The organism is Citrobacter sp. W9 (assembly GCF_026719375.1).
Taxonomy (GTDB): domain Bacteria; phylum Pseudomonadota; class Gammaproteobacteria; order Enterobacterales; family Enterobacteriaceae; genus Citrobacter; species Citrobacter werkmanii.
The window spans coordinates 947,932-963,370 of record NZ_JAPPTE010000001.1; the positions used below are offsets into that span (position 1 = coordinate 947,932).

Consider the following 15,439-nt stretch of genomic DNA (forward strand, 5'->3'; position numbering starts at 1 on the left):
GAGTCCGGTGGGGTGAGAACCTCACCGGCACACTGATTTTGAAGATGACCGCAATGCGAAAATACGCGCTTCACCCATACCCAATTTTAGCTCTGCTGGTGGTTTCACTGACAGGGTGCGCCTGGATCCCAGCCACGCCGCTCGTGCAGGGCGCGACATCTGCTCAACCGGTTCCAGGCCCGACGCCGGTGGCGAATGGCTCAATCTTCCAGTCGGCACAGCCGATTAACTACGGTTATCAGCCGCTCTTCGAAGACCGCCGTCCGCGCAATATTGGCGATACGCTGACCATCGTATTGCAGGAAAACGTCAGCGCGAGCAAAAGCTCCTCGGCAAACGCCAGCCGCGACGGCAAGACCAACTTTGGTTTTGATACCGTACCGCGCTACCTGCAAGGGCTGTTTGGTAACGAACGTGCCGACGTAGAAGCCTCCGGTGGGAACACCTTTAACGGTAAAGGCGGCGCGAACGCCAGCAATACTTTCAGCGGTACGTTGACCGTAACGGTCGATCAGGTTCTGGTGAATGGCAATTTACATGTCGTGGGTGAAAAACAGATCGCCATTAATCAGGGCACTGAGTTCATTCGCTTCTCTGGGGTCGTTAACCCGCGCACCATCAGTGGCAGCAACTCCGTACCGTCAACTCAGGTTGCGGATGCGCGTATTGAGTACGTCGGCAACGGCTACATCAATGAAGCGCAAAATATGGGCTGGTTGCAGCGTTTCTTCCTTAACTTATCGCCGATGTAAGCGAGGTACCCGGTGTTTAAATCTCTTGTTGGAATGGTACTGGTACTGGCAACCGCCTTTGCGCATGCCGACCGTATTCGTGACCTGACCAGCGTGCAGGGCGTGCGGGAAAACTCGTTGATAGGTTACGGGCTGGTGGTCGGGCTGGATGGTACCGGTGACCAGACCACACAGACGCCGTTTACGACGCAAACGCTCAATAATATGCTGTCGCAGTTGGGGATCACCGTACCAACCGGCACCAATATGCAGCTGAAAAACGTGGCGGCGGTGATGGTTACCGCGCAGTTTCCAGCTTTTGGTCGCCAGGGGCAAACCATTGACGTGGTGGTCTCTTCCATGGGGAACGCCAAAAGCCTGCGCGGCGGAACGCTGCTGATGACTCCGCTGAAAGGGGTCGATAGCCAGGTATATGCCTTGGCGCAAGGGAATATTCTGGTTGGCGGTGCGGGCGCGGCTGCGGGTGGCAGTAGCGTGCAAGTTAACCAGCTCAATGGCGGACGCATCACCAACGGCGCGACCATCGAACGTGAGTTGCCCAGCCAGTTCGGCGGCGGCAACACTATTAATCTGCAGCTCAATAATGAAGATTTCACTATGGCGCAGCAGATTACCGACACCATTAATCGCACGCGTGGCTTTGGCAGTGCGACGGCGCTGGATGCCCGGACCATACAAGTGCGTGTGCCAAGCGGCAACAGTTCGCAGGTACGCTTCCTTGCCGACATCCAGAATATGGAGGTGAACGTCACGCCGCAGGACGCGAAGGTCATTATCAACTCGCGTACGGGATCTGTAGTCATGAACCGTGAAGTCACGCTGGATAGCTGTGCCGTAGCGCAGGGTAACTTATCGATTACGGTAAACCGCCAGGCAAACGTCAGCCAGCCGGATACGCCGTTTGGCGGCGGACAGACCGTAGTGACGCCACAAACGCAGATCGATCTGCGCCAGAGCGGCGGCTCGCTGCAAAGCGTACGTTCCAGCGCCAATCTGAACAACGTCGTGCGCGCGCTGAATGCGCTGGGGGCGACGCCGATGGATCTGATGTCCATTCTACAATCGATGCAGAGCGCGGGTTGCTTACGCGCCAAACTGGAAATCATCTGATGATTGGCGACAGCAAACTGCTGACCAGCGCCGCCTGGGATGCGCAAGCACTGAACGAACTGAAAGCGAAAGCGGGTCAGGATCCGGCGGCGAATATTCGCCCCGTGGCCCGTCAGGTTGAAGGGATGTTCGTGCAGATGATGCTGAAAAGCATGCGTGAAGCGTTGCCGAAAGATGGTGTGTTTAGCAGCGATTCAACGCGTTTGTATACCAGCATGTATGACCAACAAATTGCGCAGCAGATGACCGCAGGCAAAGGCCTGGGACTGGCTGAAATGATGGTTAAGCAGATGACGCAAGGACAAGCGCAACCTGCTGATGATGCGCCACAGGTGCCGATGAAGTTTCCGCTGGAAACGGTGACCAGCTATCAAAACCAGGCGCTGACGCAACTGGTGCGCAAAGCCATCCCGAGGACGACGGAAAGTAATGATGAGCCGCTGTCGGGCGACAGTAAAGACTTCCTCGCCCAGCTGTCGCTGCCGGCAAAACTGGCGAGTCAGCAAAGCGGCGTTCCGCATCATCTGATTCTGGCGCAGGCGGCGCTGGAGTCCGGATGGGGCCAGCGGCAAATTCGCCGGGAAAACGGCGAACCGAGCTTCAACATTTTTGGCGTGAAGGCTTCGGGAGGCTGGAAGGGACCAACGACCGAAATCACCACCACCGAATATGAAAACGGCGAGGCGAAAAAGGTGAAAGCCAGATTCCGCGTCTATAGCTCTTACCTTGAGGCGCTGTCGGATTATGTCGGGCTGATTTCCCGTAACCCGCGCTATGCGGCGGTAACCGCAGCTGCAACCGCTGAGCAGGGCGCGCAGGCCCTGCAAAATGCCGGTTACGCTACCGACCCTAACTATGCGCGGAAATTAACCAGCATGATCCAGCAGTTGAAATCGATGAGTGAAAAGGTGAGCAAAACCTACAGCACGAACATCGATAATCTCTTTTAAATAGCTCAAGTCTACCGACCTGCTGCCGATAATAACGAGTATTGAAGGATTACAAGGAACCTCCATGTCCAGCTTGATTAATAACGCGATGAGTGGACTCAGCGCAGCGCAGGCCGCGTTGAACACTGCCAGTAATAACATCTCCAGCTATAACGTCGCCGGATATACCCGACAAACGACAATTATGGCGCAAGCGAACAGCACGCTGGGTGCGGGGGGCTGGGTAGGCAATGGCGTCTATGTTTCTGGCGTGCAGCGCGAGTATGACTCGTTTATCACCAATCAGCTGCGGGCAGCGCAAAACCAGAGCAGCGGTCTGACGACCCGTTATGAGCAAATGTCGAAAATCGACAACCTGCTGTCCAGCAAAACCAGTTCGATTTCGACCTCAATGCAGGACTTTTTTACCAGTCTGCAAACGCTGGTCAGTAACGCCGAAGATCCGGCGGCACGCCAGGCGCTGATCGGTAAAGCTGACGGTTTGGTGAATCAGTTTAAAACGACCGATCAGTATCTGCGCGATCAGGATAAGCAGGTTAATACCGCTATCAAAGCCAGCGTCGATCAGATCAACAACTACTCGAAACAAATCGCCAGCCTTAACGACCAGATTTCTCGTCTGACCGGTGTTGGGGCGGGGGCATCCCCTAACGATCTGCTCGATCAGCGCGACCAACTGGTCAGTGAACTGAACCAGCTTGTCGGCGTGGAAGTCAGCGTTCAGGACGGCGGCACTTACAACGTAACCATGGCGAACGGTTATTCATTGGTGCAGGGCAGCAATGCGCGCCAACTGGCGGCAGTGCCTTCCAGTGACGATCCTTCGCGTACAACCGTTGCGTATGTGGATGGCGTTGCCGGAGCGGTTGAGATCCCTGAGAAACTGCTGAATACCGGTTCATTGGGTGGACTGCTCACCTTCCGTTCGCAGGAACTGGATCAAACGCGTAACACGCTGGGCCAACTGGCGCTGGCGTTTGCCGATGCGTTTAACACCCAGCATAAAGAAGGTTTTGATGCTAACGGCGATGCGGGTAAAGATTTCTTTGCTATCGGCAGCCCGTCCGTACTGAGTAACGCTAAAAATACCGGTAAAGCAGAATTAAGTGCTGAGGTTGATGACAGTTCGAAAGTGCAGGCTACCGACTATAAAGTTGTGTTTAGCGGCGGCAAATGGCAGGTGACGCGTCTGGCCGATAACACCACGTTTGAAGCTAAACCTGATGCGAACGGTAAACTGGATATTGATGGTCTGAAGGTAACGGTTAAGGCTAATCCAACCGGCGCTAACGATAACGACAGCTTTATTCTGAAACCCGTGAGCAACGCTATTGTTGATATGAAAGTCATGGTGACAGACGAGTCGAAAATCGCCATGGCGTCAGAGAAAAGCACTGATCCTGCTGCAGATACAGGTGCAAGCGATAACCGTAACGGTCAGAAACTGCTGGATCTGCAAACCAAGGCAACTGTTGGTAATAAAACCTTTAATGACGCTTACGCCACTCTGGTGAGCGACGTGGGCAACAAAACGGCGACGCTGAAAACCAGCAGTACCACGCAAAACAATGTGGTCAAGCAGCTTTATAACCAGCAGCAGTCGATTTCCGGGGTAAACCTCGACGAAGAATACGGTAATTTGCAGCGTTATCAGCAGTATTACCTGGCTAACGCACAGGTATTGCAAACTGCGAATGCGCTGTTTGATGCATTGATTAATATTCGCTAAGGGAGAGGGACACAATGCGTATCAGCACCCAGATGATGTACCAGCAGAATATGCGTGGCATCACTAACTCTCAGGCTGAATGGATGAAGTTCGGCGAGCAGATGTCGACCGGCAAACGCGTGATCAGCCCGTCTGACGATCCGATTGCCGCGTCGCAGGCCGTAGTGCTTTCTCAGGCTCAGGCGCAGAACAGCCAGTACACGCTGGCGCGTACATTCGCGACGCAGAAAGTCTCGCTGGAAGAGAACGTACTGAGCCAGGTAACAACGGCTATTCAGGCTGCGCAGGAGAAAATTGTTTATGCCGGTAACGGTACATTAAGTGATGATGACCGTGCATCGTTGGCCACTGATTTGCAGGGTATCCGCGATCAACTGATGAACCTGGCGAACAGCACCGACGGTAATGGGCGCTACATTTTTGGCGGATATAAAACCGAATCCGCCCCGTTTGCCCAGGCTGATGGTTCCTATAGCGGTGGAACAACAAATGTGACCCAGCAGGTTGATGCTTCCCGTACCATGGTCATTGGTCACACGGGCGACAAAATCTTCGCCAGCCTGACCAGCAACGCCGTACCGGAACCACCGGGTAGCACCCAGGAAAAGAACCTGTTCAAAATGCTGGATAGCGCGATTGCAGAGCTAAAAATTCCTATTGCGGGTGATGATGTGGCTAAGGATAAGGCCGCAGCAGCTATCGATAAAACCAATCGTGGTTTGAAAAACTCACTGAATAACGTGCTTTCCGTTCGCGCAGAATTGGGTACCCAACTGAGTGAACTGAGCTCACTGGATTCACTGGGAGCCGATCGTGCGTTAGGCCAAACCCAACAGATGAGCAACCTGGTGGATGTCGACTGGAATGCGGCGATTTCGTCCTACGTCATGCAACAGGCCGCACTTCAGGCCTCTTATAAAGCATTTACCGATATGCAGGGAATGTCGTTGTTCCAGCTTAATCGGTAATAACTCTTTTTGAACATATCTTGAAACTGGGTATGTTTGTCTGCCCGCTCCCTTAACACCCAGGAGCGGGCATTTTTTTAGGCTACCGTTGTTTTGCTAAGCGACAGATTTCCCGTCAGCCTTATTACCAGCGCAAGCGCACCGCTGATGGTTGCCAGCGTCACCACACCTTCCCAGTTTGCCAGCGCATAGACCTGACTCCCGAGAACGGAACCCAGCGCCATACCAATGAACACCATAGTAAACAGCAGCGCATTCAGACGGCCCCGGGCCTGAGGCTCCAGGCCATAAACCAGGTTCTGGTGGGCAACCAGGCTGGATTGCAATCCGAGATCAAAACCGACCGCCGAAACAGCAATCAGCAGCCACTGCCCCTGTACTGGCAGGGCGGGTAACAAGAACATCAGTGCGAAAGAGACGGTTACCAGCAAAGCACCTAACTGCGTCACTTTTGCTGCGCCCACTTTATCGGCCAGATGACCCGCCAACGGCGCGGCAAGCGCACCGGCGGCTCCCGCGATACCAAACGCGCCCGCCATAGCGCTACCCATGTGATAATGTTCAGATAACATCACCGCCAGCGTGGACCAGAAAGCGCTGAAGGCTATGGACAGAAAGCCCTGTGCCATCGCCGCGCGGCGCAATGCGGGATACCGTTGCCAGAGCTGCGCCATAGAGAGCATCAATGACGGGTAGCTCAGCGTAGAATGGGCCGTAAAACGAGGCAGCGCCTTCCACATAATTACGGTAATCATGGCAATACTGGCGGCGGCAAGTTGGTACATCTCACGCCAGCCAAACGCTTCACCCACCAGTCCGCTAACGGTACGCGAGAGTAAAATCCCCAACAGCAGGCCTGTCATCACCGTGCCCACCGTTTTTCCCTGTTTGCCTTCCGGCGCCAGAATAGCCGCCGCGGGAACGATATCCTGCGCCATTGTTGCCGCCATGCCCATCAACAGGCTCACTATTAGCAGTGAATGTAACTGCCCGGTAAAGCTGCATGCCAGAAGCAGTACGGCAAGAGAGATACTTTTCAGCAGGATTAATGTCCGGCGGTCATAACGATCGCCCAATGGCAATAAAAACAGAATACCCAGCGCGTATCCCGCCTGGGTCAGCGTCGGAACCAGTCCCATGCCGGTGATACTTAAGTTCAGATCCTGACCCATTAAAGGCAGAAGGGGCTGGGCATAGTAGATAGCAGCGACACTGAATCCGGCACCTGATGCCAGAACGAAAATGACCCAACGGGAAAGTGCGGTGTGTGTGTTCACAAATGATTCCTCAATCACAGGATGTGCGGCTATTTTTATCCTTCTGCGGGTGGTGCGGTAGCGAGCGCAGTGGTAAAACAGTTATACGTCAGACGTATGAAGAAACTGGTAATGATAAAAACTGAACGTATAGATAGGGTGGAATTGATGCGCACGTTTGTGCGTATCGTTGAAGCAGGATCGCTTTCGGCAGCGGCAAAACAGATGGGGACAACGCAAGCGACGGTAAGCCGACGGTTGCAATCCCTGGAAACTCTGCTGGGTGTGAAACTGATCATGCGTACCACGCATGCGATGAAATTAACCGACGATGGAGAGCGCGGTTACCAGCACGCCAAAAATATCATCGATGCCTGGCTGGCGCTGGAAGATGGACTTAATGTCACGGAAGATGAACCGGTGGGGACGTTGCGCGTACGGGCGCCGCATGCGTTTGGACAGCAACAGCTCCTTGAGCCGCTGTTGCAGTTTCTTTCGCGCTATCCACAGTTATCGGTGGAGTGGATGCTTAACGACAAAACCGTTGATTTCCTGAGCGATAATATTGATTGCGCGATTCGGGTTGGCGCGGAAGTCGATCCGGCCACGGTTTCCGTTTTACTGGCTGAAGTTCCCCGTAGCATGGTGGCGAGTCCTGTATTGCTGGAGCAATATGGCGAAATTTCGCACCCTGAGCAGTTATCCGCGCTGCCGTGGATTGCAGTGAACACGTTTTTTCAGCATAGCGTTTCGTTGCTACATCAGGCGCGTAATGAACCTGCCACGCTGACTATTTCACCCAGATTAAGTACGGACAGTATTTATGTGGCAAGAAATGCCGCGCTGGCGGGGCTGGGGGTGACGATTGTTTCAAGCTGGATGGTTGAAGAAGATATCGCCAACGGACGTTTAGTTATGCTGCTACCCGAGTGGCGGGCAGCCTCGTTGCCGGTGCATCTGGTTTATCCCTGGGCGCGTTACTATCCGACACGGTTGCGCAAATTTTTAGCGTTAATGAAGGATGTTATGCCGCAATTAACCGGGATGAAACGCGTAGAGCCGATATAAAAAAGCCGACCCTAAGGTCGGCTTTGATGTTGATTATGACTTATTCAACCGGCTGCGGGCGTGTTGCCGGCGCAGTGGCCTGATGCGTGGCACTGTGTCCACCGGCGGCGCCTTTGCCTTCAAAGGCGAATGGCGGGCGCTGCCAGTCGCTATGACGCGGCGCTTCTGGCACATAATCCGGCGCGGGAGCGCGGGTCATCGGCGCAGTCGCATGGCTGTGAAGGTGCTCGGCGTCAACGCTTGTTGCGACAACGTCAGACTTAACGACTTCAGCTTCTACAACCGGCGCAGCAACAACTTCCTGCGGCACAGCGACTTCTTCCACAACAGGTGCTGCTTGCGCGACTTGTGCAACTTCTTCAACCACCTCCGGCCGGGAGACAACGATTTCCGCAGGCTCTTCAGCCGGGGTTTCAGCGACCGGTTGAGCTTCAGCGGCGATCTCTTCAGCTACAGGTGCGTCAGATTCAGCGATAATTTGCGGTTGTTCTTCAACCGGGGTCGCAATGACTTCCGGATGCGTGGTTTCAACAACGGCAATCTGAGGTTCCGCTACAACTTCCTCTGGCTGCACGGCTTCAACCGGCGCAGGAGTGTCCGCAATGTGCTCAACGGCAGCCGCAGCAACCTGAGGCTCTACTGCGACAGAGGCAGTTTGCTCCTGGTGAATTTCCTGCTCGCGTTGTTCTTCAACCTGCTGATCCTGCGGACGAACGACAGGGTAGCTGATCCATACTTTACCGGATGCCAATTCAGGAGAAGCACAGGCGACGGTCAGCGGCATTGGCGACTGAGTCGGATAACGCTCGTCACGATAACGACGACGACGCTGTCCACTTACGCGCAGATGGCGAGGGGAGCGGCGGGAACGACGTGGCATACCGTTGGAGTCACGCGCTTCGCTGTTGTCTTCCTGCTCAGGTGCGACAACGGCTGGCAGATCAACTTTCGCCAGTTCGGTACGCGGAGTCGGTACGGACTGCTCAACGGCTTGAGCGACAACGACCTCAGCTGCCGCAGCGGTAGTTGCCACTTCGGCTTCAACCGCCGTGCTGTCTGTATAACGCACTTTCTGGTTCAACTGACGCTGTTTACGACGGGTCTGAGGCTGACGTACGCGCTCTTCCTGCTCGGTATCCTGCGCTTGTTGTTCAGCCAGGTTCAGCTCTTTAACTTCCTGCTGCGCCTGACGCTTGTCATCGTTGCGGCGACGGTTGCGCTCGCGACGCGGGGTCTGCTGCTCATCACCTGATTTCGCTTTGTCAGCGACATCACTGGATTGCTGGCGATTATCGCGCGCTTCCGCATTTTGCTGCTGGGCCTGACGACGGTTACGACGATTGTCATCGCGATTTTCGCCGTTTTCCGCACGTTCGTTACGGTTATCACGATCGCCACGGTTATCGCGGTTATCACGACGATCGTTACGATCGCGACGATTATTTTGACGTGGTTTACGGCGGTCCTGCTGACGTTCCGTCTTCTCTTCAGCTTTCGGTGCAGGTTGTTCAACCGGCTTCGCTTCTTCGTTACCGCCGAAGATAGACTTCAGTGCGCTGAAGAAACGGCTAATCAAACCAGGCTGAGAGGCTGTTGCTGCGGTGGCGGCAGCAGCTTTAGGCGCAGCGGCTTTAACAGCGGGTTCTTGCACGGTTGGCGCTGGCGGCACGTCTGGCATAGCAAAGGTCGCGAGTGCCGGTTGCTCTGGCTGTTTACGCTCGACATACTCTTGTTCTGACGGCAGTTCCATTGCTTCTTCGTGCAGCTTCGGCAGCAAGTAGCTCAGGGTTGGCGTTTCTTCGCCTTTGCGGACGCGCAGCACGGAATAGTGCGGGGTTTCCATCTGATCGTTTGGCACGATTACACAGCGCACGCCATTCTGACGCGTCTCGATGGCGTTGACCGCAGTACGCTTTTCGTTGAGCAGATAAGAGGCAATCGGCACAGGAACGATAGCGTGAACTTCCTGGGTATTCTCTTTCAGCGCTTCTTCTTCAATCAGACGCAGAATAGACAGCGACAGAGATTCGTTATCACGCACGGTACCGGTGCCGGAGCAGCGCGGGCAGACGTGATGGCTGGACTCACCCAGAGACGGGCTCAGACGCTGGCGGGACATCTCCAGCAGGCCGAAGCGAGAAATATGGCTGATCTGAATACGCGCTCGGTCCTGGCGCACGGCTTCACGCAGGCGGTTTTCAACCGCACGCTGGTGGCGAACCGGCGTCATATCGATAAAGTCGATGACAATCAGGCCGCCGAGGTCGCGCAGACGCAGCTGACGCGCAATTTCATCAGCTGCTTCCAGGTTGGTGTTGAATGCGGTTTCTTCGATGTCGCCGCCGCGGGTCGCGCGTGCGGAGTTGATATCGATAGCGGTAAGGGCTTCAGTGCTGTCGATGACGATGGAGCCGCCGGACGGCAGACGCACTTCGCGCTGGAACGCGGACTCTATCTGAGATTCAATTTGATAGTGGCTGAACAGCGGGATTTCACCGGTGTACAGTTTGATTTTGCTGCTGAAATCCGGACGACCCAGCGCGGCGATGTGCTGACGCGCCATCTCCATGACTTTCGGGTTATCAATGAGGATTTCGCCAATATCCTGACGTAAATAGTCACGGAATGCGCGGACGATGACGTTGCTTTCCTGGTGAATCAGGAACGGAGCAGGGCGGCTGTCGGCGGCTTTTTGAATGGCTTCCCAGTGTTTCAGGCGGAAGCTCAGGTCCCATTGCAGCGCTTCGGCGGATTTGCCGACACCTGCGGTACGCACAATAAGCCCCATACCATCAGGCAGTTCCAGGCTTGCCAGCGCTTCTTTTAATTCGGTGCGGTCATCGCCTTCAATACGACGGGAGATGCCGCCCGCGCGCGGGTTGTTCGGCATCAGAACCAGATAACTACCCGCCAGGCTGATAAAGGTGGTCAGCGCAGCGCCTTTATTGCCGCGTTCTTCTTTATCGATCTGAACAATGACTTCCTGACCTTCGCGCAACACATCTTTAATGTTGGGACGACCATGGGAGTTGTAGTTAGCAGGGAAGTATTCGCGGGCAATTTCTTTTAACGGAAGGAAACCGTGACGTTCAGCGCCGTAATCAACAAAAGCAGCTTCCAGACTCGGTTCAATACGGGTAATTTTCCCTTTATAGATGTTGGCTTTTTTCTGTTCGTGTCCGGGACTTTCGATATCCAGATCGTACAGACGTTGCCCATCTACAAGGGCGACACGCAACTCTTCCTGCTGAGTCGCGTTAATTAACATTCTTTTCATCGTAACTTACTCATTATTCTTACATTGACGACTAAGCTGCGGGCAGAGTAATGCCTTTCCGGGTGTGAACCGATGGCCTCGTGTCTATTCGCGTCGCCAACCTCACGGTTATCGTCAGCTCAAAGAGGCGCAGAGTGTCGGTTGCCTGTATTTCATACGGAAACACAGCGCAATTATCAGGGGAACAGTCTGGGTGTTACTCTCCAGAAAAGCTTCCTTATTACCGGTAAGGACTGCAACCCGCAGCCCGCTAACTGCCTGAAAGATCAATACGTCTTACGCCATTGCTGCGTTGATGATCGGTCGGGCAAAATTGGGTCATTCCGGAAAAGGTCTTGTTTTAACAAGATTCAACACGGAGACAACCTCATTATTCCACTGCTAACCTTGTTATAGCAAGATGACTTTTGCCATTTATCACCCGGTTACTCACAGTTTTTTCACTTCCGCGTAGTGATTGGTTTAATAACCACCAAATCGGTTATGTCAAACTTAAGTAATAGGGTATAGCAGTTAATATAAGCATAGAAAAATGTGTGGCGCGAATCTTGATGGCTATTTAAAATCGGCCCCCATGAAAACAGAGACTCCAGCCGTAAAAACAGTTGCTATCACTGCTGACGAAGCAGGGCAACGCATCGACAACTTTTTACGCACTCAACTTAAGGGTGTGCCGAAAAGTATGATTTATCGCATTTTGCGTAAAGGCGAAGTGCGGGTGAATAAAAAGCGCATTAAACCCGAGTACAAACTCGAAGATGGGGACATCGTGCGTATTCCACCTGTGCGTGTCGCCGAACGTGAAGAAGAGACTATTTCCCCAAATCTGCAGAAGGTTGCGGCGCTGACTGATGTCATTTTATATGAAGATGATCATATTCTGGTGCTTAACAAACCTTCAGGAACGGCCGTACATGGCGGAAGCGGATTAAGCTTCGGTGTTATTGAAGGTTTACGCGCGTTACGTCCGGAAGCGCGTTTCCTCGAACTGGTGCATCGCCTGGACCGCGATACCTCCGGTGTGCTGCTGGTTGCTAAAAAACGCTCAGCCTTACGTTCGTTACATGAACAGCTGCGTGAAAAAGGGATGCAAAAAGACTACCTGGCGCTGGTGAGAGGCCAGTGGCAGTCGCATGTCAAAACCGTGCAGGCGCCGCTGTTGAAGAACATTTTGCAAAGCGGCGAGCGTATCGTGCGGGTGAATCAGGAAGGCAAACCGTCGGAAACACGCTTTAAGGTGGAAGAGCGCTATGCGTTTGCCACGCTTGTGCGCTGTAGCCCGGTCACAGGGCGCACGCACCAGATCCGTGTGCATACCCAATATGCCGGGCATCCGATAGCCTTTGACGATCGCTATGGCGACCGTGAGTTCGATAAACAACTCGCGGATACCGGACTGAACAGGCTGTTCCTTCATGCCGCGGCGTTGAAATTCACCCATCCGGGGACGGGCGAAGTGATGCGTGTTGAAGCGCCAATGGATAAACAGTTGAAGCGCTGCCTTGAGGTGTTACGTAGCAAAGCCTGATGCGCGTTGCTTATCAGGCCTGCAATCGCGTTATGCGCCGTAGGCCTGATAAGACGCATCGCGTCGCCATCAGGTAGATTAACTAGGCGTTCAGCGGGTTCATCTCTTCCCGGCGCAGCATTTGACACAATGCGATCAGCGGCAGGCCGATCAGCGTATTGGGGTCGCGCCCCTCGAGACGCTCAAAGAGAGCAATACCTAACCCCTCACTTTTAAAACTGCCGGCACAATGTAGCGGGCGTTCTTTGCGCAGGTAATCATCAATTTCCGTTTCGCTTAAATGCCGAAAATGAACGTCGAACGGCTCGACCTCAGTTTGTAAATGTCCGGTGGCTGAATTATAAAGCGCCAGTCCGGTGTAAAACGTCACAATATTGCCACGGGCTTTGAGCAATTGTTGGCGCGCATTTTCTTCTGTTAATGGTTTGCCGGTTATTTCACCATCAAGAACACAAATTTGATCGGAGCCAATAATCAGATGCGCTGGATAACGTTGGGCGAGAGATTGCGCTTTTTGTTGCGCCAGTCGCGAGACTAAATGGCGTGGCGCTTCGCCGGGTAACGGCGTTTCATCCACCTCAGGAGCCGCGCATTCAAACGGAATTGCCAGTTTTTCAAGTAAAGCGCGACGCCAGGGAGAGGTCGAGGCAAGTATAAGTTGAGGCATATTTTTCCCCTCGCATATAGCGTATTGATGAGAGCCATTTTAAACTATGGACTTCGTCCTACAAGCTGGCTGTATTGGCTTGTCTTGAGCGATTTTAAGTCGATGACCCGCAATGTGTGCGAATTATTGGCAAAAGGCAACCTCAGGCTGCCTTTTTCTTTGACTATATGACGTTACAAAGTTAATATGCGCGCCCTATGCAAAAGGTAAAATTACCCCTGACTCTTGATCCGGTTCGTACGGCTCAAAAACGCCTCGATTATGAAGGTATCTATACTTCTGATCTGGTTGAGCGCGTCGCCGATTCTGTGGTCAGTGTGGACAGTGATGTGGAATGCTCCATGTCGTTCGCTATCGATAACCAGCGCCTTGCCGTGATAACCGGTGATGCGAAAGTGTCGGTTACGCTCGAATGTCAGCGTTGCGGGAAACCGTTCCCACTTCATGTTCACACAACATATTGTTTTAGTCCTGTCCGTTCTGACGAACAGGCTGAAGCACTCCCGGAAGCGTATGAGCCGATTGAGGTTAACGAATTCGGTGAAATCGATCTGCTTGCAATGGTTGAAGATGAGATTATCCTCTCCTTGCCGGTAGTTCCGGTGCATGATTCTGAACACTGTGAAGTGTCCGAGGCGGACATGGTCTTTGGCGAATTGCCTGATGAAGCGCAAAAACCAAACCCATTTGCCGTATTAGCCAGCTTAAAGCGTAAGTAATTGAGGAGTAAGGTCCATGGCCGTACAACAGAATAAACCAACCCGTTCCAAACGTGGCATGCGTCGTTCTCATGACGCTCTGACCGCAGTCACCAGCCTGTCTGTAGACAAAACTTCTGGTGAACAACACCTGCGTCACCACATCACTGCCGACGGTTTCTACCGTGGCCGTAAGGTAATCGCTAAGTAATCACGCATGACTCAATGGATTTCCCGCTTCGGTGAGAAAGACAGAGAGCGCACGCGTGATGAAGCTTAGTGAGGCTTTCCCCGGGTAACTGGGGAAACACCTAACCGGGCAGCGACGATACCTTGACACATCTAACCCTGGCGTTAGATGTCATGGGGGGAGATTTTGGCCCTACCGTGACAGTGCCTGCAGCATTGCAGGCACTGAATTCTAATTCGCAACTCACACTTCTTTTAGTCGGGGATCCCGATACAATCACGCCATTACTTGCCAAAGCTGACTTCGAACAACGTTCACGTCTGCAGATTGTCCCTGCTCAGTCAGTTATTGCCAGTGATGCCCGGCCCTCGCAGGCTATTCGCGCCAGTCGTGGAAGCTCAATGCGTGTTGCCCTGGAGCTCGTGAAAGAAGGTCGAGCGCAAGCCTGTGTGAGTGCTGGTAATACCGGCGCGCTAATGGGACTTGCGAAGTTATTGCTCAAACCCCTTGAGGGTATTGAGCGTCCTGCGTTGGTGACGGTTTTACCGCATCAGCAAAAGGGCAAAACGGTGGTGCTGGATTTAGGCGCCAACGTGGATTGTGATAGCACGATGTTGGTGCAATTTGCCGTTATGGGTTCCGTGCTGGCAGAAGAAGTCGTTGGGATTGCTAATCCTCGCGTTGCGTTGCTCAACATCGGCGAAGAAGAAACTAAAGGTCTCGACAGTATTCGGGATGCTTCTGCGGTGCTAAAAACAATCCCTTCCATTAACTATATAGGCTATCTTGAAGCCAATGAGTTACTGACTGGCAAAACTGATGTACTGGTCTGTGACGGCTTTACAGGTAATGTCACATTAAAGACGATGGAAGGTGTTGTCAGAATGTTCCTTTCACTGCTGAAATCTCAGGGTGAGGGCAAAAAACGGTCGTGGTGGCTGCTTTTATTAAAACGTTGGTTACAAAAAAGCCTGACAAGGCGATTTAGTCACCTCAACCCCGACCAGTATAATGGCGCCTGTCTGTTAGGATTGCGCGGCACGGTGATTAAGAGTCATGGTGCGGCTAATCAGCGAGCATTTGAGGTCGCGATTGAACAGGCAGTGCAGGCGGTGCAGCGACAAGTTCCTCAGCGAATTGCCGCTCGCCTGGAATCTGTATACCCAGCTGGATTCGAACTGCTGGACGGTGGCGAAAGCGCAAACTCACGACCGCACAGATAATAGCGCGTTTGTGAAAGCTGTCA

At 53.4% G+C, this 15,439-nt stretch carries 13 protein-coding genes; 10 read left to right on the forward strand and 3 right to left on the reverse strand.

Annotated elements, in window-relative coordinates; genetic code table 11:
* Nucleotides 1-53 precede the first annotated feature (53 nt).
* The 5 genes from flgH (at nucleotide 54) to flgL (ending at nucleotide 5,509) form a co-directional block, all read left to right on the forward strand.
* Nucleotides 54-752, forward strand: a complete 699-nt coding sequence (gene flgH / locus OOJ59_RS04445; RefSeq protein WP_016152630.1) for a flagellar basal body L-ring protein FlgH — start codon at nucleotides 54-56, stop codon at nucleotides 750-752.
* Nucleotides 753-785: 33 nt separating this feature from the next.
* The gene (locus OOJ59_RS04450; protein WP_160956033.1) at nucleotides 786-1,862 is read left to right on the forward strand and encodes a flagellar basal body P-ring protein FlgI; all 1,077 of its coding nucleotides are present in this window, start codon (nucleotides 786-788) and stop codon (nucleotides 1,860-1,862) included.
* The gene (gene flgJ, locus OOJ59_RS04455; protein WP_085048529.1) at nucleotides 1,862-2,812 is read left to right on the forward strand and encodes a flagellar assembly peptidoglycan hydrolase FlgJ; all 951 of its coding nucleotides are present in this window, start codon (nucleotides 1,862-1,864) and stop codon (nucleotides 2,810-2,812) included. Before OOJ59_RS04450 ends, flgJ begins: the two co-directional genes overlap by 1 nt.
* 64 nt (nucleotides 2,813-2,876) lie before the next feature.
* Nucleotides 2,877-4,541, forward strand: a complete 1,665-nt coding sequence (flgK, locus tag OOJ59_RS04460) for a flagellar hook-associated protein FlgK (RefSeq protein WP_069323316.1) — start codon at nucleotides 2,877-2,879, stop codon at nucleotides 4,539-4,541.
* A gap of 14 nt (nucleotides 4,542-4,555) precedes the next feature.
* Complete coding sequence (gene flgL / locus OOJ59_RS04465) at nucleotides 4,556-5,509, forward strand: flagellar hook-associated protein FlgL (RefSeq protein ID WP_038639718.1); 954 nt, start codon at nucleotides 4,556-4,558, stop codon at nucleotides 5,507-5,509.
* A gap of 77 nt (nucleotides 5,510-5,586) precedes the next feature.
* Here the strand turns inward: flgL and OOJ59_RS04470 are convergent, their stop codons facing one another.
* Nucleotides 5,587-6,786 carry an MFS transporter gene (locus OOJ59_RS04470; RefSeq protein WP_160956027.1) on the reverse strand — a complete coding sequence of 400 codons (1,200 nt, stop codon included), beginning with the start codon at nucleotides 6,784-6,786 and terminating at the stop codon, nucleotides 5,587-5,589.
* 21 nt (nucleotides 6,787-6,807) lie between these two features.
* Here OOJ59_RS04470 and OOJ59_RS04475 point away from each other — a divergent pair, with 21 nt between their 5' ends.
* Nucleotides 6,808-7,833 (forward strand): LysR family transcriptional regulator, encoded by a 1,026-nt coding sequence (locus OOJ59_RS04475; protein ID WP_110498363.1) that lies wholly within the window; start codon nucleotides 6,808-6,810, stop codon nucleotides 7,831-7,833.
* A 40-nt stretch (nucleotides 7,834-7,873) separates the two neighbouring features.
* On the opposite strand, the gene rne is transcribed toward OOJ59_RS04475, so the two are convergent.
* Nucleotides 7,874-11,110 (reverse strand): ribonuclease E, encoded by a 3,237-nt coding sequence (gene rne / locus OOJ59_RS04480; RefSeq protein ID WP_160956026.1) that lies wholly within the window; start codon nucleotides 11,108-11,110, stop codon nucleotides 7,874-7,876.
* 574 nt (nucleotides 11,111-11,684) lie between these two features.
* Here rne and rluC point away from each other — a divergent pair.
* Nucleotides 11,685-12,638 (forward strand): 23S rRNA pseudouridine(955/2504/2580) synthase RluC, encoded by a 954-nt coding sequence (rluC, locus tag OOJ59_RS04485; RefSeq protein WP_167371252.1) that lies wholly within the window; start codon nucleotides 11,685-11,687, stop codon nucleotides 12,636-12,638.
* A gap of 82 nt (nucleotides 12,639-12,720) precedes the next feature.
* On the opposite strand, the gene OOJ59_RS04490 is transcribed toward rluC, so the two are convergent.
* Nucleotides 12,721-13,305 carry a Maf family protein gene (locus OOJ59_RS04490; protein WP_038639734.1) on the reverse strand — a complete coding sequence of 195 codons (585 nt, stop codon included), beginning with the start codon at nucleotides 13,303-13,305 and terminating at the stop codon, nucleotides 12,721-12,723.
* A 197-nt stretch (nucleotides 13,306-13,502) separates the two neighbouring features.
* Between OOJ59_RS04490 and yceD the strand changes: the two genes are divergently transcribed.
* From yceD to plsX, 3 genes are all read left to right on the forward strand, one after another.
* Nucleotides 13,503-14,024, forward strand: a complete 522-nt coding sequence (gene yceD / locus OOJ59_RS04495) for a 23S rRNA accumulation protein YceD (RefSeq protein ID WP_003036239.1) — start codon at nucleotides 13,503-13,505, stop codon at nucleotides 14,022-14,024.
* 16 nt (nucleotides 14,025-14,040) lie between these two features.
* Nucleotides 14,041-14,214, forward strand: a complete 174-nt coding sequence (gene rpmF, locus OOJ59_RS04500; RefSeq protein WP_003036242.1) for a 50S ribosomal protein L32 — start codon at nucleotides 14,041-14,043, stop codon at nucleotides 14,212-14,214.
* 122 nt (nucleotides 14,215-14,336) lie between these two features.
* Complete coding sequence (gene plsX, locus OOJ59_RS04505) at nucleotides 14,337-15,416, forward strand: phosphate acyltransferase PlsX (protein ID WP_074458481.1); 1,080 nt, start codon at nucleotides 14,337-14,339, stop codon at nucleotides 15,414-15,416.
* Nucleotides 15,417-15,439: the final 23 nt, after the last annotated feature.